At 40.6% G+C, this 25,141-nt stretch carries 25 protein-coding genes and 1 riboswitch; of the genes, 11 read left to right on the top strand and 14 right to left on the bottom strand.

Translation table 11 applies throughout. The features are described 5' to 3' along the window. Positions 1-22: 22 nt before the first annotated feature. The 3 genes from QUF86_RS00090 to iadA form a co-directional block, all read right to left on the bottom strand. A complete protein-coding gene (locus QUF86_RS00090) occupies positions 23-1,006 on the bottom strand; it encodes an alpha-ketoacid dehydrogenase subunit beta (RefSeq protein WP_289333246.1) in 984 nt (327 codons plus the stop codon). Beyond that, positions 1,006-2,118 carry a pyruvate dehydrogenase (acetyl-transferring) E1 component subunit alpha gene (gene pdhA / locus QUF86_RS00095; protein ID WP_289333247.1) on the bottom strand — a complete coding sequence of 371 codons (1,113 nt, stop codon included), beginning with the start codon at positions 2,116-2,118 and terminating at the stop codon, positions 1,006-1,008. The genes QUF86_RS00090 and pdhA overlap by 1 nt, the downstream gene beginning before the upstream one ends. A 551-nt stretch (positions 2,119-2,669) precedes the next feature. Then, positions 2,670-3,845 (bottom strand): beta-aspartyl-peptidase, encoded by a 1,176-nt coding sequence (gene iadA, locus QUF86_RS00100; protein WP_289333248.1) that lies wholly within the window; start codon positions 3,843-3,845, stop codon positions 2,670-2,672. Between the two features lie 193 nt (positions 3,846-4,038). Here iadA and QUF86_RS00105 point away from each other — a divergent pair, with 193 nt between their 5' ends. Next, a complete protein-coding gene (locus QUF86_RS00105; protein WP_289333249.1) occupies positions 4,039-4,347 on the top strand; it encodes a hypothetical protein in 309 nt (102 codons plus the stop codon). A gap of 202 nt (positions 4,348-4,549) precedes the next feature. Here the strand turns inward: QUF86_RS00105 and QUF86_RS00110 are convergent, their stop codons facing one another. Continuing rightward, positions 4,550-6,607 carry a transglycosylase domain-containing protein gene (locus QUF86_RS00110; protein ID WP_289317620.1) on the bottom strand — a complete coding sequence of 686 codons (2,058 nt, stop codon included), beginning with the start codon at positions 6,605-6,607 and terminating at the stop codon, positions 4,550-4,552. 300 nt (positions 6,608-6,907) lie between these two features. On the opposite strand from QUF86_RS00110, the gene QUF86_RS00115 reads away from it, so the two are divergent. Beyond that, positions 6,908-7,429 carry a universal stress protein gene (locus QUF86_RS00115; RefSeq protein WP_289317621.1) on the top strand — a complete coding sequence of 174 codons (522 nt, stop codon included), beginning with the start codon at positions 6,908-6,910 and terminating at the stop codon, positions 7,427-7,429. 81 nt (positions 7,430-7,510) lie between these two features. Here QUF86_RS00115 and thiT read toward each other — a convergent pair whose 3' ends face one another. Further along, a complete protein-coding gene (gene thiT / locus QUF86_RS00120; RefSeq protein WP_353957641.1) occupies positions 7,511-8,089 on the bottom strand; it encodes an energy-coupled thiamine transporter ThiT in 579 nt (192 codons plus the stop codon). Positions 8,090-8,193: 104 nt separating this feature from the next. Then, positions 8,194-8,296: riboswitch (TPP riboswitch) on the bottom strand. Positions 8,297-8,543: 247 nt separating this feature from the next. Here thiT and QUF86_RS00125 point away from each other — a divergent pair. The 3 genes from QUF86_RS00125 (at position 8,544) to QUF86_RS00135 (ending at position 12,394) form a co-directional block, all read left to right on the top strand. Continuing rightward, the gene (locus QUF86_RS00125) at positions 8,544-9,428 is read left to right on the top strand and encodes a cation diffusion facilitator family transporter (protein ID WP_430101505.1); all 885 of its coding nucleotides are present in this window, start codon (positions 8,544-8,546) and stop codon (positions 9,426-9,428) included. A 245-nt stretch (positions 9,429-9,673) separates the two neighbouring features. After that, on the top strand, positions 9,674-10,783 hold the full coding sequence (locus QUF86_RS00130) for a histidine kinase N-terminal domain-containing protein (protein ID WP_289317624.1): 1,110 nt from the start codon (positions 9,674-9,676) through the stop codon (positions 10,781-10,783). A gap of 279 nt (positions 10,784-11,062) precedes the next feature. Next, positions 11,063-12,394 carry a hemolysin family protein gene (locus tag QUF86_RS00135; RefSeq protein WP_289333250.1) on the top strand — a complete coding sequence of 444 codons (1,332 nt, stop codon included), beginning with the start codon at positions 11,063-11,065 and terminating at the stop codon, positions 12,392-12,394. Positions 12,395-12,448: 54 nt separating this feature from the next. On the opposite strand, the gene uptA is transcribed toward QUF86_RS00135, so the two are convergent. From uptA to QUF86_RS00155, 4 genes are all read right to left on the bottom strand, one after another. After that, on the bottom strand, positions 12,449-13,078 hold the full coding sequence (gene uptA / locus QUF86_RS00140; protein ID WP_289318463.1) for an undecaprenyl phosphate transporter UptA: 630 nt from the start codon (positions 13,076-13,078) through the stop codon (positions 12,449-12,451). Between the two features lie 162 nt (positions 13,079-13,240). After that, positions 13,241-13,405, bottom strand: a complete 165-nt coding sequence (locus tag QUF86_RS00145) for an Lmo0850 family protein (protein WP_289333251.1) — start codon at positions 13,403-13,405, stop codon at positions 13,241-13,243. A gap of 103 nt (positions 13,406-13,508) precedes the next feature. Next, positions 13,509-14,222: a FixH family protein gene (locus QUF86_RS00150; protein WP_289333252.1), complete on the bottom strand. Its 714-nt coding sequence runs from the start codon at positions 14,220-14,222 to the stop codon at positions 13,509-13,511. Between the two features lie 95 nt (positions 14,223-14,317). After that, positions 14,318-14,890 carry a YitT family protein gene (locus tag QUF86_RS00155; protein WP_353957642.1) on the bottom strand — a complete coding sequence of 191 codons (573 nt, stop codon included), beginning with the start codon at positions 14,888-14,890 and terminating at the stop codon, positions 14,318-14,320. A gap of 612 nt (positions 14,891-15,502) precedes the next feature. On the opposite strand from QUF86_RS00155, the gene QUF86_RS00160 reads away from it, so the two are divergent. Both QUF86_RS00160 and QUF86_RS00165 read left to right on the top strand, forming a co-directional pair. After that, positions 15,503-16,855, top strand: coding sequence for a hemolysin family protein (locus tag QUF86_RS00160; RefSeq protein WP_289317628.1), 1,353 nt, complete (start codon positions 15,503-15,505; stop codon positions 16,853-16,855). 188 nt (positions 16,856-17,043) lie between these two features. Beyond that, positions 17,044-17,193: a hypothetical protein gene (locus QUF86_RS00165; protein ID WP_289317629.1), complete on the top strand. Its 150-nt coding sequence runs from the start codon at positions 17,044-17,046 to the stop codon at positions 17,191-17,193. A 7-nt stretch (positions 17,194-17,200) separates the two neighbouring features. Here the strand turns inward: QUF86_RS00165 and ytvI are convergent, their stop codons facing one another. Then, complete coding sequence (gene ytvI / locus QUF86_RS00170; RefSeq protein ID WP_289333253.1) at positions 17,201-18,244, bottom strand: sporulation integral membrane protein YtvI; 1,044 nt, start codon at positions 18,242-18,244, stop codon at positions 17,201-17,203. A gap of 127 nt (positions 18,245-18,371) precedes the next feature. Here ytvI and QUF86_RS00175 point away from each other — a divergent pair, with 127 nt between their 5' ends. Together QUF86_RS00175 and QUF86_RS00180 are read left to right on the top strand one after the other, a co-directional pair. Further along, on the top strand, positions 18,372-18,575 hold the full coding sequence (locus tag QUF86_RS00175; RefSeq protein WP_289323986.1) for a hypothetical protein: 204 nt from the start codon (positions 18,372-18,374) through the stop codon (positions 18,573-18,575). Positions 18,576-19,131: 556 nt separating this feature from the next. Further along, a complete protein-coding gene (locus QUF86_RS00180) occupies positions 19,132-19,551 on the top strand; it encodes a MarR family winged helix-turn-helix transcriptional regulator (RefSeq protein WP_289317632.1) in 420 nt (139 codons plus the stop codon). 69 nt (positions 19,552-19,620) lie between these two features. Here the strand turns inward: QUF86_RS00180 and pdxR are convergent, their stop codons facing one another. Continuing rightward, positions 19,621-21,015: a MocR-like pyridoxine biosynthesis transcription factor PdxR gene (pdxR, locus tag QUF86_RS00185; RefSeq protein WP_289333254.1), complete on the bottom strand. Its 1,395-nt coding sequence runs from the start codon at positions 21,013-21,015 to the stop codon at positions 19,621-19,623. Positions 21,016-21,118: 103 nt separating this feature from the next. On the opposite strand from pdxR, the gene QUF86_RS00190 reads away from it, so the two are divergent. Then, positions 21,119-21,697: a GNAT family N-acetyltransferase gene (locus QUF86_RS00190; protein ID WP_289317634.1), complete on the top strand. Its 579-nt coding sequence runs from the start codon at positions 21,119-21,121 to the stop codon at positions 21,695-21,697. Between the two features lie 50 nt (positions 21,698-21,747). Here the strand turns inward: QUF86_RS00190 and QUF86_RS00195 are convergent, their stop codons facing one another. From QUF86_RS00195 to QUF86_RS00205, 3 genes are all read right to left on the bottom strand, one after another. Next, the gene (locus QUF86_RS00195; protein ID WP_289323983.1) at positions 21,748-21,900 is read right to left on the bottom strand and encodes a hypothetical protein; all 153 of its coding nucleotides are present in this window, start codon (positions 21,898-21,900) and stop codon (positions 21,748-21,750) included. 86 nt (positions 21,901-21,986) lie between these two features. Continuing rightward, on the bottom strand, positions 21,987-22,439 hold the full coding sequence (locus QUF86_RS00200; protein WP_289336171.1) for a GNAT family N-acetyltransferase: 453 nt from the start codon (positions 22,437-22,439) through the stop codon (positions 21,987-21,989). Between the two features lie 17 nt (positions 22,440-22,456). Continuing rightward, positions 22,457-23,473 carry a nitronate monooxygenase gene (locus tag QUF86_RS00205; protein WP_289333255.1) on the bottom strand — a complete coding sequence of 339 codons (1,017 nt, stop codon included), beginning with the start codon at positions 23,471-23,473 and terminating at the stop codon, positions 22,457-22,459. 141 nt (positions 23,474-23,614) lie between these two features. Here QUF86_RS00205 and trhO point away from each other — a divergent pair, with 141 nt between their 5' ends. Beyond that, on the top strand, positions 23,615-24,580 hold the full coding sequence (trhO, locus tag QUF86_RS00210) for an oxygen-dependent tRNA uridine(34) hydroxylase TrhO (protein WP_289317637.1): 966 nt from the start codon (positions 23,615-23,617) through the stop codon (positions 24,578-24,580). Positions 24,581-25,141: the final 561 nt, after the last annotated feature.

Genomic DNA, 25,141 nt, shown 5'->3' on the forward strand with positions numbered 1-25,141 from the left:
CCTTCTCCACCTTAATCATCAATTAAAATGATATCGTTTCGACTATTCCTTGTTTTACACGGTCAACAGTCGGTAAATAATGATCTTCTATTGTAAACGGCGGAACCGGTACATCAAATCCTGTTACACGCTTAATCGGCGCTTTCAGGTAAATAAGGGCTTCATCATTAATGATGGAGATAATCTCCGCACCTAATCCGGCAGTCTTATGGGCTTCATGGACGATTAATGCACGACCTGTCTTTTTAATGGATTGCACGATCGTATCCCTATCTAAAGGGTATAGTGTTCGAAGATCGACCACTTCACACTTCCAGCCTTTTTCTTCTTCAATCTTTTTCGCGGCATTCAATGCCTCCCTCAACATGGCCCCCCATGCAAAAATGGTCAGGTCACTTCCCTCCTGGACCACTTTTGCTTGACCTATTGGTATTCGGTACATTTCGTCGGGAACTTCTTCCTTAAAAGCCCGATACAATTTGGTCGGTTCCAAAAAAATCACTGGATCAGGATCTTCGAGCGCTGAAATGAGCAGCCCTTTTGCGTCATATGGATTACTGGGTGCAACCACCTTTAAACCCGGAGTATGGGCAAAGAAGGTTTCGACACTTTCGGAATGAAGTTCAGGCCCCCTGATTCCGGCACCATATGGCGTACGGATTACGAGGGGCACCCCAAATTGCCCACGAGTACGATACCTCATACGGGCAGCATGGGAAACGAGTTGCTCGAAACCCGGGTAAATAAAGGCGAGAAACTGGATCTCCACTATGGGCAGCATTCCGTTAAGTGCTAAACCAATGGCAGAGCCGATGATTCCGGATTCAGCTAATGGCGTATCCACAACTCGATCTTTTCCATACTTCTCATAAAGCCCTTCCGTCGATCGGAAAACTCCGCCATTCACTCCAATATCCTCACCCAAGATCATCACGCGATCATCATGACCCAGCATTTGGTCCAGCGCTTCCGTAATAGCCTGGAGCATCGTTAAATTTTTGCCCATTATTTCTTCCCGCCTTTCCTTAAGATTTGGTTCAATTCCTGCTTCTGTTCCTTTAGATGCCATGACTCCTCGGCATATACATGGTTAAACATTTCGAGCGGGTCGGATTTCGGATACCCTTCGGCTTTTTGAAGGTGAGCATCAATCAGTTCGTTGAATTGTTTTAACGCCAATTCTTCCTGCTCTTCATTCCAGTAACCCTCTTTATTCAAATACTTACTAAGACGTGTTATCGGATCCCGGTTTTCCCTCCAGTACGTTGAAATTTCGTCCTGATCGCGATATATGTTCGGATTGTCTGCAGTAGTATGAGCACCATAGCGAAAGGTAACGGCTTCGATTAAAGTAGGTCCTTCCCCTTTATGGGCTCTTTCGACAGCCTCCTTTACAGTCAGCCATACTGCGAAAATATCATTTCCATCCACTCGCACCCCATGGATGTCATAAGCGGCAGCCCTTTGGGATATGGTTTTAGATGCTGATTGCTTTTCAAAAGGCACACTGATGGCGTAGCCATTATTTTGGCAGAAAAAGATTGTTGGGGTTTTATAAACGCCAGCAAAATTCAGTGCCTCATGAAAGTCCCCTTCAGAAGTGGCTCCATCACCAAAATAAGCAATGCTAACATTCTGCTCGCCTTTAATCTTACTTGCCCAAGCCGTTCCAACCGCATGAACCATTTGAGTGGCAATGGGAACACTTGGAGGCAATATCCTTTTGCCTTCTGGACAAATCGAACCATCAAAATGCGCCATCCAGTATAGGAAAACACGGTATAATTCCTGACCATGAATGATTGCCGCTCCATGATCACGGTATGTGGGAAACATCCAATCCCCTGCCGACAATGCTAAAGCGCTTCCTACCTGGGATGCTTCCTGTCCTTCGAAAGGTGCATAAGTTCCAATCCTGCCTTGGCGCTGGAGATTAATTGATTTTCGATCAAATGTTCTGAGCAGGAGCATGCTTTCATACATCTTTAACATCAGTGATTTATCGATTTTTCCATCTATCGTTTCAATGATTTCCCCATCAGGAGTCAATACACGAAACATTTCCGGCTCAACTCCACTTGAATGCGCTTTCATTATTGGGTTTCCCGTCTTTTCCATTTCATTTCTCCCCTTAAGATAGATTTGTTTCGCAAACTTACCAAGGTTTTGAACAGTCATGAAATAACAGCCCAAAATGTTTTCATTGGTCTTTTATGTTTGTGAATATATAATGTTTCATAAACTACATTTGCTTATATAAAAGGATAATACATCCAAGATTTTAATAATATGTTAAATGGAATGAATTTTTCGTATATTACCTTTATTTAGAATATGTTTTCTTATACCTCACCTTCATTTTGAAATTAAGCACCATTAATGGGAAAATTTTATATAAAATCACCAGGTTACCGACAAATTGTTGGACTTGCTTCGATTGATTCAAGTCACCCATTCGCTTGCAGAGGATCCCAAAATGCAACAAATCAGTATCCAGCCCAAAAAGACCCATAATATATTTATGGGTCTTTTTTCATTTCATGATTGTTGGATGTCTTGCAACCACAGGAAAACAGCAGCTACCATAAGCGTAATCCATTATGTTTTTGCGGATTACCATACCAATTTAGTTTCATTTCCTTTTCCCGCTTCACGGATATTAGAAAGATCTATTTTTCAAATGTTCCTTTCACGACCGCTTCACCGTCTTTGACCATGATCCGTCCCATCGCGATGACACTATTTATTTCTAAAGTTTGTTTCTTCATTATAATCAGATCGGCGTCTTTACCTACCGCAAGCTGTCCCTTTTTAGAGAGTTTTAAAATATTTGCCGGATTTTCCGTCACAACTCGTACGGCATCGGCAATTGACACCCCATCCTCGAGGACCGCATCGACAACAGAATCATATAATGACATGCATGTACCAATGTTCAATCCGCGCAGGTTGCCGCTGCCATCGAAGTCAGGCAGACTTGCTTGTCCATCTGAAGTTAAAGTGATCTGCCCGATTTCAACACCTTCTTCCAGTGCCCTTTTTATTGCTGTACTTGCTTTAACCTCCCCTTCTTCAAGGAACTTCTTGATCGTACTTGTCGTAAAATCAATATACCCCCCTTTTTTTGCATATTCCATCCCCGCTTTGAATAAATGCGGATTTCGATTTATATGTGTAGGGTAAAACTGAGTGATTGGTATTTCCGTTGTCTCGACTACTTCTTCAATTACCTGCAAATGATCTCGACTATCGCCGACATGAATGTTGACGATACCGCTTTTCCCGGACAACAGACCTCCATTACGCGCCTGAGAGGCTAGTTTAGCAAGTTCAGATGCAGTCGGCTGCGAAGAACGATGATCGGCAATGGCGATTTCGCCCACACCGATAATTTTATCCACTAGAATCAAATCATCTTCAATCTTGCCGGTTAACGTCTTGACTGGAACTTGATATGAACCTGTCTGAACGAAGCAGCTAATTCCTTCTTCTTCAAGCGCTCTGGCTTTAGCAAGCAGTGCTGGCATCGTCCTTGTCGTACCATCTGTTCCGATGACCCCTACCAATGTCGTTATACCCGCTAACGTGGCATCCGTTAATTGTATTTCAGGTGTCCTCGTCTTGAATCCTCCTTCACCGCCTCCGCCGATAATATGTACATGAGCATCTATAAAACCCGGAACCACGACTTGACCACTCGCATCAATCACTTCCAATTCAACGAAATTGGCAGGTACATCAATCTTGTCCTCAATGAAGCCAATTTGCTTTCCAACCAAGAGGATATCTTTTGGTCCCATATATTCCGGGCCATAAATCTCCCCATTTTTAATTAGTGTGAGCATTGTCCCTCTCCCTTCAAAAATTGAAATTTTCAAATAGGTTTCAAAATCATTTACACGGGTAAATATACAACATGACCCGCTAACAATTACATAAAAAAGACCACACATACTTGTTCGATTTTAAAAATTGTAGCTGAATTGACATCTTGATTATGCTTTTCCAAAAGTATAAAAACATAAAGGAGTAAACGACATGAATAAAGTGATTTCTTCTGACATTAAAACAAATAAAAGATTATCCATGCGACAAATCATGAACCTATATCAAGTTACGAAAGACTTTAAAGGGAATATATATTTTATCTGCAACCATAAATTGGTTGATGCCAAGAAACTTTCAACTTTTGTATCCTTTGTGCTCATTCTCCAAGAATGTGCAACCATGAAAGTCATACTTGAAGGCGAAAATGTACATGCCATGCTCGAAAAAGTACAGGCTATTTGTAAAGAAAATGATGAAAGTGCATTTGGTTTCCAATCGAACCAAACCGTTATCATTTAAATGATTCCAACAATTTCGGGATAAGAAGAGGTTGTATAGAATGAGAACCATTTTAATGGTCATAGGCGCAATCGTCGTAATCGGCATAATAGCAAATCTTATTTTTTAAGAATGATGAAAGACTGTCAAATGATTGACAGTCTTTTTTTGTGTAGATTTTTATTGGAAAGAGCCTGTGTTCCATAGTCCCTTTTCAGAAAAATTACCACGGCACCTCCCAATCCCTCCATTTATTCAAACCATCCCGAATTTCTTTTCCTTTATCAATCCAATATTGCTTTCTTTGCTCCTCTTCTTCCTTTGTCTGTTGCTCCTCTTCTTCCTTTGCCTGTCGCTCAGCTATAAGTGCCTGTTGTTCAGCTATTAGCGGTCCGATATCTTGAGCTTTAAAGGATTGAGCCGCTTGATTCTGTAGAGCTTTCGACATTATTTTTTGAAAGATGAGTGCACTTCCCTGACTGCTGTGTGTCGTTAGGTAATTTTTTTCATCCGTCTTATCATATCCAGCCCATACAGCACCGACCAGTGAAGGTGAATAACCGATGAACCATTGATCTTTAACCCCTGAAATCCCTTCGATGGGCACTTGTGTGGAACCTGTTTTACCTGCTATTTCATAACCGGAAACAGCCGCGTTTTTAGCTGTGCCATATTCCACTGTACCAAGCAGCATCGCATTCATTTTATCGACGACGCTTTTAGAGGTTACTTTGGTGCTTTTCTCTTTCCAGGCCCCTACCTCTTTTCCATCGTTATTTTCTATTCTTACAATGGCATGAGTTTCCTCCCTTTCCCCATCGTTTGCAAATGCTGAAAAGGCTCCTGCCATCTGCAGCGGGGACACACCTTTCCTCATCCCTCCTAGAGCTAGCGACAGATTTCGATCATCCTTGTCATACGGAATCCCAAACCGCTCAAGTGAATCCAGCCCCTTATCGATGCCAATCTCATTCAATAGCCAAACCGTTGGTACATTCAAGGAATTCATCACCGCTTCATACATGGGTACTTCTCCTTTGTATTCACCGCTCAGGTTTGTTGGCTCATATTCACCGAAGCTCATTTTTTCATCCTTTAAAGGGTCAGTGATATCGTATCCCTCCTCAACCGCTGGAGTGTAAACGACAAGTGGTTTAATGGATGAACCCGGAGATCTTGACAGCTGGGTTGCCCGGTTATATCCCATGAATTGATGCTCACCTCTACCACCGACTAGTGCCTTTATCCCGCCCGTTTCAGGATCAAGGAGGACTGACCCGCTTTGAACCATTTGCTCTGTACTCGTTCCAACTGGAAAATTGGCTTCATTCGCATACACGGATTCTGTAGCCTGCTGCATGGATTGATCCAGTGTAGTGTAAATTTTATAGCCCTTTGAAAGCAGTTCCTCAAGCTTAATTCCATATTTACTCGATGCTTCCGATAAAACATGATCAACATAATAAGGATACTTACCTCTTAATGGATCGGTTTCCTTCTCCCCCATAAGAAGTGTCACCGAATCTTTTTTTGCGGCTGCTTCTTCATCTTTCGTCAAATAACCATGTTCCGCCATTCTGGAAAGAACCAAATCACGCCGCTTCACTGCTCCGTCCAAATTCTTATATGGATCAAGTTTGGATGGTAGATTAATGACACCCGCCAGCAAGGCTCCCTCGGCAACGGTCAATTCAGAGACCTCTTTGGAAAAATAAATATTTGCAGCCTTTTTGATTCCCCATGCCCCATGGCCAAAATAAACTTGATTCAAATACATTTCCAGAATTTCATCTTTCGTATATTGATTTTCAACTTCCTGGGCTAGAAAAAACTCTCCTATCTTCCTCTTCAATGTTCGATCCGATTCCAGCATCGTGATTTTCACAAGCTGCTGGGTGAGCGTGCTCCCGCCTTCAACAACACTTCCAGCCTTCGCATTTTTAACCAAGGCTCGCAAGATCCCTTGATAATCTATACCGTGATGTTCATAAAAACGGTGATCCTCAATGGAAACCACCGCTTGTTTCATATGTTCCGGTATTTCATCTATCGCAACACCTTCGGATTTATTTGCCGTGATCGTACTGGCAAGATTCCCATCCAGATCATAGATTCCTGTCGGTTGCTGAAGATTATTTTCAAGATGGCTTATATCTGCACCCTGCCTGAAATACAAGAGTGAACCGGCGCCTAAAACCACAATCGCCAATATTATAATTAGAACTAATTTCACTAACCCTCTCATTTGTACCCCCATTTTCCCATCTGCGACATGTTTCATTAAAAATATTTTACCCTTTTTATTAAAGAAAACTCGTCGATTGACTAAAAGGCTGCAGCTCAGTCGCTTTTTCTTTTAGCACTATACTCGCGTACCGGCTTCCTTGCTGATGATATTCCTTCCGAATGAAAAATAAAGCACGCCAACTAATTGAAGGACCAGGATTTCATCCAACCATTTTAACAATGCTCGTATCTATCCTTTACCCGTAATTGGCGATCTATATACCAATTAAAGGCGTGAAGCCATTTAAAAGTGGGTATAACACCTTAAAGACTTATAAATGGGAGAGATGATATTATGAAAGACGTAAAAAATATTGTCGTCGCTTTTGATGGAAATGAAGAGAGTACACAGGCCGTGGAATATGGAGCAACAATCAAAAAGGCCTTTCCTGAAGCTGAGCTGACCGTAGTCCATGTCCTAAATGATAAGGTTGAACAGAGTATCATGGGAAACGTCACAGCTCCTGGATTCGTACCCGCTGCAGGATTTTATGTCGATCCCGTTCAGACACATCCCGTCGTTGAAGTTGAACAGCGAGAACAAAAGGTAATTGACACCCCTTCCCCCATCGAGAATAGTGTTCGGAACGCAGAAAGTAATACGTTGAGATTGCTAAGTGAATGTCAAGTCAAGGGGAAATTCGAGATATTGGAAGGACATGCGCCAGATAGCATATGTGAATATGCAGAAAGAACTGCGGCCGACCTCATCGTCGTCGGCAATAGCTCTAAAAGCGGTTTGGAAAAATTCTTTCTGGGAAGTACAAGTAGTTCAATTGCGAAAAACGCCCCCTGTTCGGTATTCATTGCAAAATGAGATTGAGCCAGTTCGCCCTGTACGTATCGTTTGGTCATTCTCCGAAAAAAAGCCGGATTCTTGTAGAATCCGGCTTTCTTGTTAATAGGCTTTTTTCAGTAATACATTTGAAGCTGCCGAATATAACATCATCACCACAATGGCCGATAAAATAAAACTGATCAGCATATAAGTCCCATTATAAATGAATGAATAAACCGCTACTGGCTGTCCTTTTGGCGCTGCAGATCCAAAAAACACGATTCCAGAAGTGAAATGACAGAGAAACCTCAGGAAGCTGCCCAAAAACATGCCACCAATCCCGTATAATTTCGCTTTGGAACGCTTTTCCTCTTTATAGCTGTTTACAAACTTGTTCATGAATACACCGGATATCCCGACAACCATAAAGGCAAGATAATAATCAATGAAGCCTTGAATCGGTGTTCCGATCCATGCTGTACCACTTACAATCTGCAATAGTCCAAGTAACAATCCGGCTAACATCCCACCTTTTATGCCCCAACGATATGCCATCAGAAAAATAGGTACCATGGCTATTGAAATCGAACCCCCTTGAGGCCAGATTCTTGAAAAAATGAATCCAGAGACCATATCCAGTAATAAAGCCAATGAAGCAAAAATGGCGACCTCTGTCATGAATAACGTTTTATTTTTCATCATGCCACTCCTTTCTCCAAAAATGAAAAAGTGTCCATGAGTTCCCCCTGCCAATTTTGCGCAAAAAAAGCAACACCGGGGCGGTAATGGATGCCCAGTATTGCTTGTATCCAAAACCACATCCCTACGCTAGTGCTAACTATCAGGTTCATAGGGTCTGAACTCAACCGTTCACTCTCAGCCTTTTTGGCTCCCCTTGTGGAAGTATTTATTTTTCGATCCTCGGTTAGAATATACTACTAGTTTCTTTAATTGACAACTAAAGAAATTGTATATGTCAACAACTTGTCATTCCCATTTTATGGAGATATTCTTTCTTATAAACAACTTCTTTACATACCTTCAATACATCTGCAATTAACCAAGTTAGATGGTTAAATACGACAATTTTTCTATAGACTCACTAAGGTTTGTTTTGATATCTTTATTAAGCCTAATTTACATTGGGGAGGGAATGGACATGGATAAACATTCGATTTCAGCTGAAAAAGGCGCCTACATAAGCATCGCCGCTTACATATTCTTGTCTGCCCTTAAATTGTCATTTGGTTATTTCGGTGATTCTAAAGGACTTTGGGCAGATGGTTTAAATAATACGACCGATATCATCGCTTCCATAGCCGTATTGATTGGTTTGAAAATTTCGAAGAGACCTCCAGATGATAATCATTCATATGGACATTTACGGGCGGAAACCGTAGCCTCGTTGGTAGCTGCCTTCATCATGATCACCGTAGGCCTGCAGGTTGTATTCAGTGCTATAGAATCCTTCTTCCAGCAAGATTCAACAACCGTTCCCAATATGCTTACCGGTTATGTCGCCCTATTCTCTGCAATCTTCATGTACGGAATCTACCGTTATAACTTAGCATTAAGTAAAAAGATCAACAGCTCTTCCATCTACGCCGTTGCACAGGATAATCGTTCCGATGCCCTTGTCAGTGTCGGTGCTTTCATTGGAATCATCGGTACTAAGATGGGAATCCCTTGGCTTGATGCAATAGCTGCAGCAGTCGTGGGGATCATCATATGCAAAACGGCCTGGGATATCTTTCGGGATGCCTCCATCTCTTTAACCGATGGTTTCGACGAGCAGCTCCTGCAAAAGATCGGACAAACCATTATATTGACAGAAGGTGTTAAAGACATGAGTGAAATTAAGGCCCGTATGCACGGAAGTGAAATCCTGCTCGAAACTACCGTTCATGTTAACCCTCTTTTGACCGTCATCCAAGGTCACGATATTACGGTTAAAATCGAAGAGAATCTTTTGAAGGAATATAATATCCAGCATGTGATCGTTCATATCGAACCATATACATTTCATAAAAAAAGGTAACCGTCATTAACTTTACGGATACCTTTTTTTATTATTAATTCATGTAATCACTGTAATAAAACTGTGTCAAAAAAGGTATTTATCGATTGATTGACGAATATTTATCCAATTGACACATGTTAAAAGAACTCTAATCTGTTATCATAAAAGCAAGATGTAATTATTTTAATATTTTGTAATTTTTTTCTAATACATTAATTTCTGGGTCAAAAGTAAATTCATTTTCCTACAGTATGGAGGGCAAAATGGTATCTAATCGAGAAATGACCATTCACTTTTTATCTTCTCAAAAAAGCAGTATCATATCCAAATGGAAAGATGAGTTGCTGCATTTACCGGACGGATATATGGGATATTTTAAGGGAGAAGTGGAAAATATCTTTAATCTGCTAATGGATCAGCTTGGAAAATCGGATACTGACATAGACGATGTAATGAAGGTCGTAGGGGGAAAAATTGCGTCTGATCGAGTTAATAAGCAATTGGATATGGAAAATTTCTTTTCCACTGCAACCATCGGCAGATCCATCATCATTGAGCACGTTTTGAATTCCGAAGCACCCAAAGAAGAGATATCCGATCTAATTAAGCAAATAAACGTTTACTTCGATAAACTCATTCATTTTGCATTATCCCATTATACCGAATTGAAAACGACGGAACTAGAAGAACGCTATAATTTCATAAGCCCAAACCATAAAGACCGTTTGACGCTCCTTGGCCAAATGACCTCTAGCTTTGTCCATGAATTCCGAAATCCACTGACATCCATCATGGGATTCATACAATTGTTACAGGCAGAACAACCGGAAATAAAATACCTTGATATCATTTCAAAGGAATTGGATCAGCTCAATTATCGGATTACACAATTTCTTAATATTTCCAAAAAGGAAACCTCAACATCACCACCAGATCTATTTTCCATTGCTAAGCTAGTTAACGAGGTCATCGAATTTTTATATCCAAGCATTTTGGAAGTAAATGCTTCCATTACATGTAATATTGCCGATGATGCAGTAATTTCCGGTTCTGAAGAAGAATTCCGTCAGGTATTACTTAATATTATTTTAAATGCTCTTGATGTAGTTGCGGGGATGCCTTCCCCATCCATTTACATTTCAGGCTCTGAGTCACCACCCGGCATCCTTACCTTAAATATTTCCAACAATGGGCCGAAGATACCAGACGAGGTAATGCCGAATATTTTTGAACCATTCATCACCACAAAAAAAAGAGGAACGGGATTGGGACTATTCGTCTGTAAAGAAATCGTTTTAAAACATCAAGGAACCTTATCCTGCCACTCTACCGATTTCCTAACGACCTTTTCCATACAATTGAAAACTAAATAATGGATAAATATCCTTTTTTCCATGGGTTTTTAGTGTGAAATTTTTGACTGATTGACGCCCAGTTACTTATACTAATAGTTAGGTTCCACTACTAATCGAGGTGAATGATCCTATAGATTGAAAATAAAACCCTCATAATTTTCATACAAGATAATCGATCTTATTTTTCATCTAACATTTTATACATTAATATCATTTCATCCATTATCGGTTTTGGGAGGTGACTGGGATAATTAAGTCGTTCGGTACATCAGGCGATTCAATTAAATCCCACACTAATTGGACATATTAAGTTTTTTATTAGTCATTATTTTAATCGCTTTAACTGCCTTTTTTGTAGCTTCGGAATTTTCGATCATAAGGGTCCGCAGCTCCAGGATCGATCAGTTGATTGAAGAGGGAAGCAAAAAAGCGATTGCGGCCAAGAAGGTTACATCCGATCTTGATGAATACCTATCCGCCACTCAGCTTGGAATAACCGTTACTGCCCTTGGATTGGGGTGGCTAGGACAACCGACCATCCTCAAATTGGTTGGACCTTTATTCAATGCCTTGAATTTCCCTCAAGAAGTCACAAACATTCTGACATTTGTCATTTCATTTTCCCTGATAACGTTCCTGAATGTGGTTGTAGGTGAATTGGCTCCAAAGACGGTTGCCATCCAAAAGGCTGAGCAAGTGGCCTTGGCTATTGCCGGCCCGCTGATTTTTTTCCATAAGATTGCCTTTCCCTTCATCTGGGTATTGAACCATTCTTCACGTTTCGTTGTCGGATTATTTGGCTTCAAACCTGCATCCGAAAGCGAAATAGCCCATACGGAAGAAGAATTGCGTTTCATCCTGTCGGATAGCTATAAAAGCGGAGAGATTAACCAGTCCGAATTTAAATATGTAAGCAACATCTTTGAATTCGATGACCGTATTGCCAAAGAAATCATGGTACCAAGGACAGAAATCATGACGATATCCAAAGATGAAACGGTACAGGAATTCGTCGATGTGGCCAAAATGGAGAAATACACTCGATATCCTGTTGTCGAAGGTGATAAAGACCATGTCATCGGCTTAGTGAACTTAAAGGAGGTTTTCTCGGATCTTATAAAGAATCGGGAAATCCATATCAAAGCGATTGAAAATTACACGCGTCCGATCATTCGGGTTATGGAAAATATACCCATTCATGATTTACTGTTGAAAATGCAAAAAGAACGCATTCATATGGCTATTTTGATGGATGAATACGGCGGTACTTCAGGACTTGTCACAGTTGAGGATATCCTCGAGGAAATCGTTGGGGAAATTCGTGATGAATTCGATATCGATGAAGTCGCATCGATCAGGAAAATCAAAGATGGACACTATATTTTAGACTCTAAACTTCTTGTAAAGGAAGTGAATGATTTACTTGGCATTCACTTGGAGGAAGATGATGTCGATACTATAGGCGGATGGGTCCTTACTGAAAATTATGATGTGAATGTAGGGGACATCATGGAAAAAGACGGATTCTGCTTTAAAGTGATTGAAATGGAAGATCACGCCATTCGTTCCATCGAGGTGACAAAAAAGGTCGTACAGCTTCCTCTGGAAGAAGACCTTCCCCAAGGATAATAATTAAAAACAGCCACGGAAAAGGTGATTTTACGTGGCTGTTTTTTGATGTAATCATTTATCGAAAAACCGTCCCATTTTTTTGACCGTTACGATTGGAGGTGTACTCTTTTTTTTCCAGATGATATAAAGCATGATAAGTATAAAGGAAAAACCAGCTACCGGAATAAGATAAGGTGCAGTTATTCCCCTGATTTGCTGCCAATTTTCGCCGAGGATCCTCCCTAAGGTCAGAAACAATATGGTCCAAGGTATGACAGCGGCAACCGTATAAAATATAAACTTCCATACGGACATCCTTGCAATTCCGGCAGGGATGGAAATGGCATGGCGAACAACGGGAATGAATCGTGCCGTAAAAACCACTCCTACCCCATAACGTTGAAACCACTCTTCAGCCATTACGATATGATTTTCTTTAATAAAAATATATTTTCCATACTTCAAGAGAAAGGGCCGTCCTCCATAATAACCAGCCCAATAGAGAAATAGTTGTGCCATCGTCCCACCTACCACACCAGCTAAGACAGCTCCCCAAAAATTCATTTGCCCTAGGCCGACCAAATAACCACCGTATCCAAGAACAAGCTCACTCGGGATGATTTCAACCATCAGCCCCAATAAAACCCCCATATACCCCATTTCTGCAAACCAATTCAATATCGTCATTATAAGCTGTGATATCATGCAATCGGACTCCCTTAACGCTAAATTTCAAATTGTTTGTCCTTCTATCCTATTTCAGCTCATAAGGTTCTATTCGATTTTTCATTTCCTGCTTCACCGTGTATCACTTTAGGAAAGCACAAAAAAAGACCAGCTGATATGTACCCCGGTCCCATTGCATCAATATTCTTTTAGCTCCCGTTTTTGGGAAAATTGAGTAAAAGCAGCTGTGGTGAGTAAGGATGAATCGTTTTGTGAAACATTAGTGAAAATCTCTCGGCGTGATTTCGTTTTTTCAATATGAATCCCGAGATTCTTAAACTTTTTGATTATTTGATTATTCATGCTTACCCTCCCTTTCTGCTGTATCGTTATCCTTTAACTTCCCATTTAACGAAAGGATAAAACCCATTTAAACAATTCCATCAAAAAAACATTTTACACGGTGTCAATTTACTTGAATGGTTTGTAATTGGTGTTCATGCACTTCGTCTTTTTCTACATGTACCTGCACCTTATAGGTTCCCGATTCTTCGAATGATACCTTATTTAGATATGTCCCATTTCCATCTTCTTCAGCTTTGGTGAAATGACTCTCTTCGCTGCCTTCCTTCCACACTTCGAAATTCACATCAGCATTTGTCAGTGGCTTACCATCCAATTCTACGGTTGCTTCAAAGTTCGAACTGTTTCCTGCCTTTACAGGGTTACTTTGAAACTCGATTGATACATCCGTACTTGGATGAACCGATGCACCTTCACTTTCATGTTCTGGAACGACAACTTCTTTTTCAGGCATCACATGAAGGCCTTTGGCCGTTACATGGGAAACTACAATATATTTGCCTTGTTCTTCAAAAGTATGCATCACTTGATACACGCCACTTCCAGTATTCTTCGCTTCCAGCATTTCCCGTTTATCCTGTCCGGACTTTCTCACTTCAAACAGTACCTCATCAGCTTCATTCACCAATTGGCTTCCTTGTTTTACTGACGTTTCAAGAATGACTTCTTTGCCAGGCTCCACTTTCCCTTTAATGACGATTGAAGCATCCATCGAATCCGGAACAGCACTGTTCACTTCTTTATCCTCTGGCATTTCAGTCTCTTGACACCCAGCCAGCATAAATAACAACGCAGAACATATATAGAATTTTTTCATAAAAACTTCCCTTTACTATTTATTTAGACTAAAAATCTGTCCTTTTCATACTGCCCATCCTTTCCTTTTTTCAGATTTTTATACATAATTCAATATCAAATAGTTCGCATCACGGTGACTGAAGTCAGCATGGCCACCGCGATGATCGTTAAAAATGAATATAAAAAGATTGAAGTCCCTACAACGCTCAGTCCGCACAGCAGTACGCATCCGTCAATCAAAAAAATCAGCAAACCGACATTGAGCCCACTCTTCCTGGAAATGATCTGTGCCAACATATCCGTTCCGCCAGTAGAGGTTCCATAACGAAGCATCAAGCCGATTCCAAGTCCAATCAACCCTCCCCCAATTATCGCACTTACATAAATGGGAAGATTCCATCCGGTAACGGCATCGGAAAAAATATCGATGCATAAAGAGGAAAAAAGCAAGCCATGCAAGCTGTTCAGAAATAGTTTTTTTTCAAAGTACCAAGCATATATATATAATGGAATGCTGCTCAAAATCACACCCAGGCCTGTTGGAAGTCCCATATAGTAATGAAAGATCAGCCCAATCCCTATCATGCCCCCATCCAATAAATGATAAGGGATCAGAAAAAAATTGATTCCCACACCCACAAGCATGCTGCCGGCAATGATCGCTGCCATCCTTTCCATGATTTTCATGGCTGCCACCTCCTTTAATCTAAATTAAAACCTGTCCAGTTTTTATAGAATATGTTTATGCCATCCAAAAAATAATGAAAATAGCCATTTTTTTGAAGCAGTCTCCCAGTTTTCTGAATATTCTATAATATGATACAATAAATTAGAGAAAACAGTCAAAAATCGCTAATTATTAGCTCAAATTGATCCTTTACAAGCAATTTACCGGATTTAAGGAGCCCTAAGCTGTTTGACTGAATGACTAACTCTTTCTATAATGAAAGTATTTAAATTGATTAAATGAGGTGATTTGATGGGGCATTAAAGAATGTTCGTTTTGACGGACGGACGCTGCTTTGCGTAACGGATATGTGCATACTTTTGAAAAATGGCTGCACTCCTTCATACAGAAATTCTTCTATTTCCCGTCTACGCATCGCTAATCGGCATATACTATTATTCTCTTCATCACTTGAAAAAATGGGAGTTCAAACGGCTGCACACCTATTTACCACAGCTATTTTGAATAAATCCCGAAAATATTCAGCACAGCAAAAAAAATATACTTGTATATTTTAAAAATGTAGGAGGTGGACTCCTTATTCGTCTCGAAGGCGAGTTAAGGGAGACTATTTGGACATAATAAACTTGGTTCTTATTGCCATTTTAATTGCTTTAACAGCATTTTTTGTAGCTACGGAGTTTGCGATTGTTAAAGTGAGAAGCACGAGGATCGATCAATTAATTGAAGAAGGAAAGCCGAATGCTCTTTCAGCAAAGAAGGTCATATCCAACCTAGATGAATACCTCTCGACATGCCAGCTTGGAATTACAGTTACCGCTCTTGGGCTTGGGGTGCTTGGGGAACCGACAGTTGAAAACATTTTGCACCCACTCTTAATTCAATTGAATCTTCCAGATTCCGCTTCACATGCACTCTCAGTTGCAATTGCCTTTTCTTTCATAACCTTCATACATGTGGTTATTGGAGAACTGGCACCGAAAACATTGGCGATTCAAAAAGCGGAGCAAGTAACTTTATTGGTTTCCAAACCTTTAATTGGTTTTAACAAAGTCATGTATCCTTTCATCTGGGTACTGAATGGCTCTGCAAGGACGCTTACAAAAATGCTAGGATTAAAAGCAGTTTCCGAACATGATTTGGCTCATACAGAAGAAGAGCTTCGTATCATTGTTTCCGAAAGCTATAAAAGTGGCGAAATTAACCAATCTGAGTTTAAATATGTGAATAAAATTTTTGAATTCGATGATCGGATTGCAAAAGAAATCATGGTTCCACGTACAGAGATTGCAACGGTATCCAAAGATGATACGATCCAACAGTTTTTCACCGTTATGGCGGAGGAGAACTTTACACGATACCCTGTCATCGATGGTGATAAAGATCATGTTATCGGAATGGTCAACATCAAAGAGCTATTCACTGAAATGATAGACAGGAACAATCAGGCAGCGTCAACGATCAACCGATATGTTCGTCCGATCATCCGTGTCATCGACAGTATCCCAATTCACGATTTACTTTTAAAAATGCAAAAGGAACGCATTCACATGGCTATCCTCATGGATGAATACGGCGGTACATCAGGATTGGTGACCGTTGAGGATATCCTTGAAGAAATCGTTGGCGATATCCGCGATGAATTCGACCTGGATGAAGTGCCGGATGTCCGCAAATTAAAAGAAGATCACTATATCATCGATGCCAAGGTATTAGTCAGTGAAGTGAATGATTTACTTGGATTGGATATCAACGATGAAGATATTGATACGATGGGCGGATGGATCCTTACCGAGAATTACGAGGCCAAACAAGGCGATATCCTGACTTATGGTCCCTATAACTTCAGGATAAAAGAAATGGAAGATCACCATATTTGTTATATTGAAATATATAAACCGGCAAAAGTCGTAAGCGAAGTAAAAGAATTCCCGATGATATCACAAACCGAAATCGTTTCATGATAATAACCCCCGCTCCTAATTGAAAATAGGAGCGGGGGTTATTTTTTTTCAACTGGTACATGAAATAATATAAACACATAATATATAAAATCTGCTGCATTTAGATTGAATGATAACATTAAGTATAGTTCTACCTTTATTGTTTCATACTGTTAGAAAAGCGATACTTTTTGAAGGAGTGAGGAATTATGAAACTCATAACCATCTGCCAGCACTGCAAAGGGAAAGGGAAAACCCGCTATCTGCAATTCTTTTCCCGGGACTGCAATCATTGCAACGGTCAAGGTAAAGCGGTAAAAGATATGTCCAATTTAAGAAATCAGGCAAAACACTTCTAATAATCTTTCATATTTTGAAGTTGGATTTGATGACACCTGCCCTCTTTAACGTATCATAAACAATCAGTATCGAAGGTCCAAGGAAAAGCCCAATGAAACCAAGCATTTTAAACCCTAAATAAAGACTGACCAACGATGCCAAAGGACTCAACCCCATATTCGCTGAATAGATTTTTGGTTCGATGGTCCTTCTTATGATGGTGATGACCAGGAACAGGATAATAAGGCCAATCCCTAGATGATGGTTTCCTTGCGCCCAAACAATTACTGCCCAAGGAACCAGTATAGATCCCGTCCCCAGGATAGGAAGAATGTCCACAACAACTATTAACAGTGCCAATGGGATCGTATACTTTACATTTAACAACCAAAGTCCTCCATAAGCCATGATGAACGTAATTAAACTCAACAGGATTTGTGCCTTGATGAAGCCAACTGCTGCCATACTTAAATCTTGATAAACTAGCGATATCTTTTGATAGGTGGATGTCTTCAAATAAAGGATTGCCTTTTTTCTTAACTTAGGCAATTCAAGACTAATTAAGAATAAAGCGATTAAATATATTAAAAAATCAATGAAAAACCCCGGAATGAGTGTAACGAACTGAACCATATCCTGAACAAAACCCTCAGTGAAACCTTCTAGAGCCATGACTCCCTTTTCCATCGTTTGTTCTATGGACTGAATGAGATTTGGCGGCAACGTTTGGGAATATTGTTCCCATTGCCTAATGACCGGCAATAACGCCGTCAAATACATTTCACGTATGAATCCAGGAAATTCCTCCGAATAGACAATGACCTTCTTGATTAAAACCGAAAAGGAAAAATAAGTGACACTCATAAGCCCGCCTACATATAAAACAAATGAAATCAATACTGCCCAAATCCGGTGCAGCTTTGCCGTTTCACCAATCATGCGGACCATTCCATCCAAAAGGATGGCAGTGAGTAATGCTAATATCAAAGCCCATGAATAGGGAATGACGATAAATATGCCTAAAAGGAAAATACCCCTCCAAAACCAGCGAAAAAAAACAGCGACATTCACTAAGTAAACCCTCCTTGCACTTCTTGTTCTCCTTATATTTATGAAACGGGGTCGTATATATTTCGCTTATACGTTTTATTTTCTCAATAAGGGGAAAAAGAGATACAAAGGGATGGAGGGATTGACATTGGATAATAAAGATAAAGAAAAGTATGTTGAAGAGCGTAATGATAAATCCAAGGCATTCAAGGAAAATCAGGAAAAACAACTGGAACGTGATCAAGTAATCATGCCCATCGATGATTTACCAATTGATGAAATTAAATATGAGCGACAAGAAGAACGAAATAAAAAAGAAACAAAACACCGCTCCACCAGCGAGAGGTTTTAATCAAAAACCAGCCCACTCAGAGGCTGGTTTTTGATTACAGGATATATTGCGCTTTCAGCTTCAAGTAGGGCTCTGCGCTATAAATTCCCTTAAATGCCCTTCATCTTAAGCTCCTCCTATTTCAACTTGAATTCAAGTAGAGCTCTTCTTTTCCCTTCTCACCTTAGTCTTTTCAAATTACCATTCCTTCCGGTTTAATTAACGGCAATCATTCTTACCATTGCATAGCATCCTTTTGAATGATGATTTTCTCCCCCCCTGTTTCCTCCAATCTGGCTTTTTATACTCGCACCTGAATTTCATGGGTACCCCAGAGTCCGTTATCCTTTCTGTTTCAGTAAGGTTCCTCTTGTCAGTTTGTATATGCTTCACCCATTTTTTCTTGATGATTCAGGGAGACTGGACTCTCCCTGAATTCTTTCATTCTGCGATTATCTTTCCCTTCTCTGCGTTGTTTCCAAAAATAAACATTGACTGAAATAAATGATTCTTTACAATAGACTTTTAAGAATTAAAGAATATAATGGACTGGTCGACCATTATAAAGGAGAATCATATGACGAACCCTACTCAATTATTTCATCAATATTTACAAGTATCCAGATCATTAGTCAGCAAAATGAATGAACAAATTACAGCCCTGGAAATTTACCATAATCAGTGGACAATATTGAATTATTTAAAGAACTGTGGATATTCCACAATACCTGATATTTGCAATTACCTGGATGTAGATGGTGTCATCATCACACGTTCGGTCAACAGCATGGAACAAAATAATATGATTAAACAGGTCCCTGGAAAAGATGAACAGGAAAAACGAATCGAACTGACTCCGCGGGGCAAAGAGGTACATACAAAATGCCTTAAGATTGCAGAAAAAATCGAAGGAAAAGCCCTGGAAGGCATTACTGAAGAAGAACAGGACTTATTTTTCCAGACGGTCCTTAAAATCCTCAATAATATAAGAAACTGAATGGGTATCTTATATTATTGTTGAATCAGTGAGAATCAGGGCCTTCCCATTGATCACTTTCGCACCAAGCTATAGCCATGCTTTTTTTAAAAGTCGGATTCCTTCTTCGATTTCCCTTTCGGTTAAACCACCGTACCCAATCAAAATAGTCGGCTCTTTTACCTTCTTTGAAAGATAAACCGAAGTTGGGTGGACTTTAACCCCAACACTGGCAGCCTTTTGAATGAGCTCTGACTCACTGCTGCCGTTTTTTACTTTTAATAGAATGTGCAATCCCGACTTTTCACCGATTACGGCTACACGATCATGGAAGCTCTCTTCAATTGCATTCAGCAACACATTATTCTTTTTACGATAAATCGTTCGCATTTTATTCAGATGGCGTTCCCAATGTCCATTTTTCATAAAAAGACAGAGCGTTTCCTGAATCAGTCTGGAAACGGTCTGTTTGTATCCTATTAGCTTCTCCTTATATTGGCATGCCAACTCCTTGGGTAACACCATATACCCCACTCTGATTGATGGGATTAGCGACTTTGAAAACGTGCCTAGGTAAATGACCTTTCCATTTGTGTCCAACCCCTGCAAGGACGGAATCGGTTTACCTGTATGACGGAATTCCCCGTCATAATCATCTTCAATAATAAAACCACTTTTTTCCACTGCCCAATTCAACAATTCCACCCTTCTGGTTATCGGCATGATCATACCCGAAGGAAATTGATGGGAAGGAGTGACATAGGCAACATTCGCTGCACTCTCTTTCAAGGATTCCACACTCATTCCGCTTTCATCTAATGGAATGAATGCCATATCGGCCCCCTCCAACCCCAGTACCTCCCTAACCCGATGAAAGCCAGGGTCTTCCAACCCAAATATCCGCTCATTTCCAAGAAGTAACCGCAGTAGATGGATGAAATACTGTGTACCTGCCCCAATGATGATTTGACCAGCGCCGCAGCGAACTCCTCTCGATTGAAATAGATAGGAAGAGATCTCAGTCCGGAGCCCCCATTCCCCTTGAGGATCACCGCTCATGAACATTTCCCTTTCATGTAGATACAACGTATTATTCAAGCATTTTTTCCACACAGCATGCGGGAAAGCATCCACATCCACCCGGCCATGATTGTAATCGATCTTATTCCTTTCATGCAGAGGGCATTTCATCACCTCTGCAACATGCAACTGCTCATTCAAAGGTGAGATCGGTTCTAAATCGGCTACGTAAAAACCTTTCCTTAATTGACTTTCCACATACCCTTCTGCCATCAACTGCTGATAAGCCGTATCCACTGTATTCAGGCCTATACCTAAATGCACAGCTAATTTACGTTTAGAAGGCAGTTTCGTTCCTGCCTTTATTTGTCCATTCTGGATTTCCGTTTTAAAATATTTATACAATTGGACATATAAGGCTTCATCTTTATTCGTTTTATCTATGGTAAGAGTGATTTCAAACATTTGGTCCTCCTTAAAACTGGTTCCATAAATTATATCAGCTTTGGTCCTTATTGCAGGACCAGATTATTTTTATAATGAGGATATCAAACAAGAGGAGGATACTATGGAGCATATCGAATTATTCGGGAAACACGTGATACTCACCCCAATGATGGATCATCATATCGAACCGCTTTACGCCGCTTCCCTGTCATCTGAAATATGGAAATGGAGCGCTACAAAGATCTTGTCATATGAAGAGGCGATTTCCTATGTAAAGGAAGGAATTCGGGCAAGGGAACAGGAACTTCATCATCCGTTTGTCGTAATCGATCAGGCTAACGATGCGATAGTTGGCAGCACTAGCTTAAGAAATATTCAATTTGATAATCAATCCCTGGAAATCGGTGCGACTTGGTATCATCCCGACAAATGGCGAACAGCCATAAACACAGAATGTAAGTACCTGCTATTGAAGCATGCTTTTGAAAAGTGGCATATGAAACGGGTTGAATTCAGGACGGACGAATTGAACAAAAGATCACGTGCAGCAATAGCCAGGCTCGGCGCACTTGAAGAAGGCATTTTACGGATGGAGAAAAAACTGCAAGATGGAAGGATAAGGAATACGGTGGTTTACAGCATCCTCGAGCACGAATGGCCCTGTGTGAAAAAGAATTTGGAAGCTTTTTTGGAAAAATGAAGATGGAGAAAAAGAGTGCCGCTCATTTTGGACACTCTTTTTCTCTTGCTCTATTTTTCAGGTGAGTCTTTATGATCCGATTCAATCCTCGCTAAAGAATCCTTTTTACTTTTCGTTGATCGAATGAATATGAAAACGACAATTGCAAATAGAAGCGGCATTAGTAAAGCAAAAACAAGATAAATCATATCTCCAAAGAACAAGTTCATTCCCCCTAAGCAATTAGACCCGCACTTTTGTCTGTAAAGCTATTCCCTATAATTGATCATTGCTTAGTCTCCCGTTCCCATCAAATACTTTGTGACAAGCGGATCATATCCTGGCACTGAATCCCATTTTCATAAATGGCCTCGGTATAGTTAATATTAAAAAAATCGCGATCGATCCCAGTTATTCTAAAACCGCATTTTTGGTAAAGGGCAAGTTGTCCTATCCCCGAATTCCCAGTTCCGATTTCAATCGTTTTATATCCTTGTTCCCTTGCATGGCTTATGGCGTGTCCGATCAATTGTTTACCGATTCCTTTTCCATGGTGCCGTTCATCCACTGCGATGTTCATTATCTCTATCATTTCAGGACCTTTTTGCAGCAAAACATAGACTCCAATCATTCGCTTATCCATCTCGGCAACAAAGCACGTCCCACTTCCCAAGTATGCTTCCACCAATTTCCTTGAAGGATCAGCCAAAAGCAACAAATGCATCGGCGGGGACTCCTCCCTCAATAATTCCCTTATCTCCATTTCCATTCAAACCCTTCTCATTTTAGTTCTTCTACAAGAAGTTCCATCAATTCTGATGCCGGAAGGTCCCTGCTCAATTTATACCCCTGTCCTGCCCACAACGCCATCAATTCAGGATTGTTTTTTTGTCCTGCCGCTTTTCGCATATGCTTGGTCATGTGATGGATATAAGGATAGGCGGCTGGTGCAACGCTATCATATTCCGTTAAAAAATGATTCACCAGCCCGCGTGCCCTCCTGCCGCTGAAGGCGCGGGTAACAGAGGTATGAGTAAAGCGCGGATTTCCGAGAGCTGCCTTATGGACGGGACTTGCCCCGCTTTCGGGACAGCGTAGGAAAGCTGTTCCCAATTGTGCGGCTGTTGCTCCCGCTGCGAGCACGGCAGCGATATCCTTTCCATGCATCAACCCACCTGCCGCAATGATCGGTAACTTCAGTTCATTTTCAATCATCCGTATTAGAACTAAGAGACCATAATCGTCTTCTGAGCAGTTTTCAAAGCTTGCTCGATGCCCTCCTGCCTCAATCCCCTGGACACATAGAACATCGGCACCTGCACTTGCCGCCCTTTTTGCTTCCTGAAGGTTGGTCACTGTCACGGCAATATGGGAACCTGCACTTTGTAGCTCCCTGATTACATTTTCCGAAGGACAGCCAAACGTAAAACTGACGACAGCGACCCGAGCCTCCATTAATGCAGTTAGTTTATTTCCCCAATCATCATCATCACTATCGGCTTTTCCAACCTCAGCCCCTACACTCTCAGCGTCTTTTTTGATTTTTTCACCATAGGCAGATAATAACGTTTCATCCACCACTTCGTTGCCTGGCACAAATACATTCACACCAAAAGGGCGTTCGGTCAATTGACGAGTCTGCCCTATCTCGTCCTTCATCTCTTCTGCAGTCTTATAGCCAGCTGCGAGAAAGCCCAATCCTCCTGCATTGGATACGGAAGCCGCAAGCTTTGGAGTGGAGGCTCCTCCTGCCATCGGTGCTTGAATGATTGGATATTTCAGTAAATCTTTAAACATTCCACACAACTCCTTTTGATTTTTCTTCATGCCCTTATCATTTTTAAGTTTTCTTGGTATAATGATTGTCTGTAAGAGAAAAGTGTCTTAATGATCACCCTTTATATCTTGCAAATATAAAACATAGGTGGTAAATAAAAAATGGAAACAAAACCATATAGAGTATTACTTTATTATTTGTATGTACCTATCGAGAATCACGAAGAATTCGCAGCCGAGCATCTTGCGGCATGTAAAGCACTTGAATTGAAAGGCCGTATCCTGGTGGCATCAGAAGGTATCAACGGGACTGTTTCAGGTACGATCGAACAAACCAACCAATATATGGACATGATGAAAGCAGATCCCCGCTTTGCCGATATCGTGTTTAAAATAGATGAAGCCGATGGCCATGCTTTCAAAAAAATGCATGTTCGTCCACGCAATGAACTTGTCACGCTTCGTCTGGAAGATGACATCAACCCGAACCGGACGACAGGCCAATATTTGAGCCCGAAGGAATTCTTCGAGCAAATGCAAGATGAAAATACTATCGTCCTTGATGCCAGAAATGACTATGAATATGATCTAGGACATTTCAGAGGTGCAATCAAGCCGGAAATCACGAATTTCCGGGAACTTCCGGATTGGGTCCGTGAAAATAAACAAATGTTCGAAGGTAAAAAAATCCTTACGTACTGCACAGGCGGCATCCGCTGCGAGAAGTTCTCCGGCTGGCTTGTCGAAGAAGGCTTTGAGGATGTTAGCCAGCTGCATGGCGGCATCGCAACATACGGGAAGGATCCCGAAGTACAAGGCGACCTTTGGGATGGCCAAATGTATGTATTCGATGAAAGAATTGCCGTACCCATCAATCAAAAGGAACACGTCATTGTCGGACGCGATATTTATTCCGGGGAGCCTTGTGAACGCTATGTCAATTGCGCTAACCCTGAATGCAACAAGAAAATCCTTTGCAGTGAAGAGAACGAACACAAATATATGCGCAGCTGTACCCACGAATGCAGAGTGCATCCGCGTAACCGCTATGTAGTCGAGCATAACCTTTCTGAAGAAGAAGTGGCTGAGAGATTACAGCGAATTGAAGAAACCATTACAGCAAAATAATCAACCAAACCCGAATCAGTGGACATGATCCCTATTCGGGTTTTTTATTATATCCTCATAAATTTTTCAATAAATTTTGGCAATCAATAAACTTCCAAACTAACTACCCTAAAATTCAATCCTTACTCTTACTTCTATATCTAAATAGAAAAACCCTTTTTAAAACAAAAGAATTTAGCCCAAGTACTGCCGAAAAATGGCTCATATTTATATTTTATGAAAGATTCTTATATCATGAACACTTGTAGAAACAAGGAGGAAAAGTAAGCTAAGTGTATGTTATATTTTAATAAAAGGTATAAGTTGGGGGATTATTCGATGTATCAATTTCAACATGAATTCCAACGAAAAGAAAGGATTTTTAAGGCCTACATCTTTTTATTTATCTTAACGGTGTTAGTCAATATCGTTCTATTTTTGGTGGATACTAATTCAAGTTATCCGATGTTTCGTGGCAGTATGAGGTTTTTTTTTCTGTACCATTCTATACTTCGGCTTACGAAGGAACACTTGGGCTGTGCTCATCATTAAATCTTTTGTATGGGTGCATCTATTCTTATT

It is taken from the genome of Peribacillus sp. NJ11 (assembly GCF_030348405.1).
Classification (GTDB): Bacteria; Bacillota; Bacilli; order Bacillales; family DSM-1321; genus Peribacillus.

Bases quoted from the DNA above. Each gene is read 5' to 3' on its own strand.
- QUF86_RS00090 (WP_289333246.1), bottom strand. From the start codon at position 1,006: ATGGGCAAAAATTTAACGATGCTCCAGGCTATTACGGAAGCGCTGGAC.
- pdhA (WP_289333247.1), bottom strand. From the start codon at position 2,118: ATGGAAAAGACGGGAAACCCAATAATGAAAGCGCATTCAAGTGGAGTT.
- iadA (WP_289333248.1), bottom strand. From the start codon at position 3,845: ATGCTCACACTAATTAAAAATGGGGAGATTTATGGCCCGGAATATATG.
- QUF86_RS00105 (WP_289333249.1), top strand. From the start codon at position 4,039: ATGAATAAAGTGATTTCTTCTGACATTAAAACAAATAAAAGATTATCC.
- QUF86_RS00110 (WP_289317620.1), bottom strand. From the start codon at position 6,607: ATGAAACATGTCGCAGATGGGAAAATGGGGGTACAAATGAGAGGGTTA.
- QUF86_RS00115 (WP_289317621.1), top strand. From the start codon at position 6,908: ATGAAAGACGTAAAAAATATTGTCGTCGCTTTTGATGGAAATGAAGAG.
- thiT (WP_353957641.1), bottom strand. From the start codon at position 8,089: ATGAAAAATAAAACGTTATTCATGACAGAGGTCGCCATTTTTGCTTCA.
- QUF86_RS00125 (WP_430101505.1), top strand. From the start codon at position 8,544: ATGGACATGGATAAACATTCGATTTCAGCTGAAAAAGGCGCCTACATA.
- QUF86_RS00130 (WP_289317624.1), top strand. From the start codon at position 9,674: ATGGTATCTAATCGAGAAATGACCATTCACTTTTTATCTTCTCAAAAA.
- QUF86_RS00145 (WP_289333251.1), bottom strand. From the start codon at position 13,405: ATGAATAATCAAATAATCAAAAAGTTTAAGAATCTCGGGATTCATATT.
- QUF86_RS00150 (WP_289333252.1), bottom strand. From the start codon at position 14,222: ATGAAAAAATTCTATATATGTTCTGCGTTGTTATTTATGCTGGCTGGG.
- QUF86_RS00155 (WP_353957642.1), bottom strand. From the start codon at position 14,890: ATGAAAATCATGGAAAGGATGGCAGCGATCATTGCCGGCAGCATGCTT.
- QUF86_RS00165 (WP_289317629.1), top strand. From the start codon at position 17,044: ATGAAACTCATAACCATCTGCCAGCACTGCAAAGGGAAAGGGAAAACC.
- QUF86_RS00180 (WP_289317632.1), top strand. From the start codon at position 19,132: ATGACGAACCCTACTCAATTATTTCATCAATATTTACAAGTATCCAGA.
- pdxR (WP_289333254.1), bottom strand. From the start codon at position 21,015: ATGTTTGAAATCACTCTTACCATAGATAAAACGAATAAAGATGAAGCC.
- QUF86_RS00190 (WP_289317634.1), top strand. From the start codon at position 21,119: ATGGAGCATATCGAATTATTCGGGAAACACGTGATACTCACCCCAATG.
- QUF86_RS00200 (WP_289336171.1), bottom strand. From the start codon at position 22,439: ATGGAGATAAGGGAATTATTGAGGGAGGAGTCCCCGCCGATGCATTTG.
- QUF86_RS00205 (WP_289333255.1), bottom strand. From the start codon at position 23,473: ATGTTTAAAGATTTACTGAAATATCCAATCATTCAAGCACCGATGGCA.
- trhO (WP_289317637.1), top strand. From the start codon at position 23,615: ATGGAAACAAAACCATATAGAGTATTACTTTATTATTTGTATGTACCT.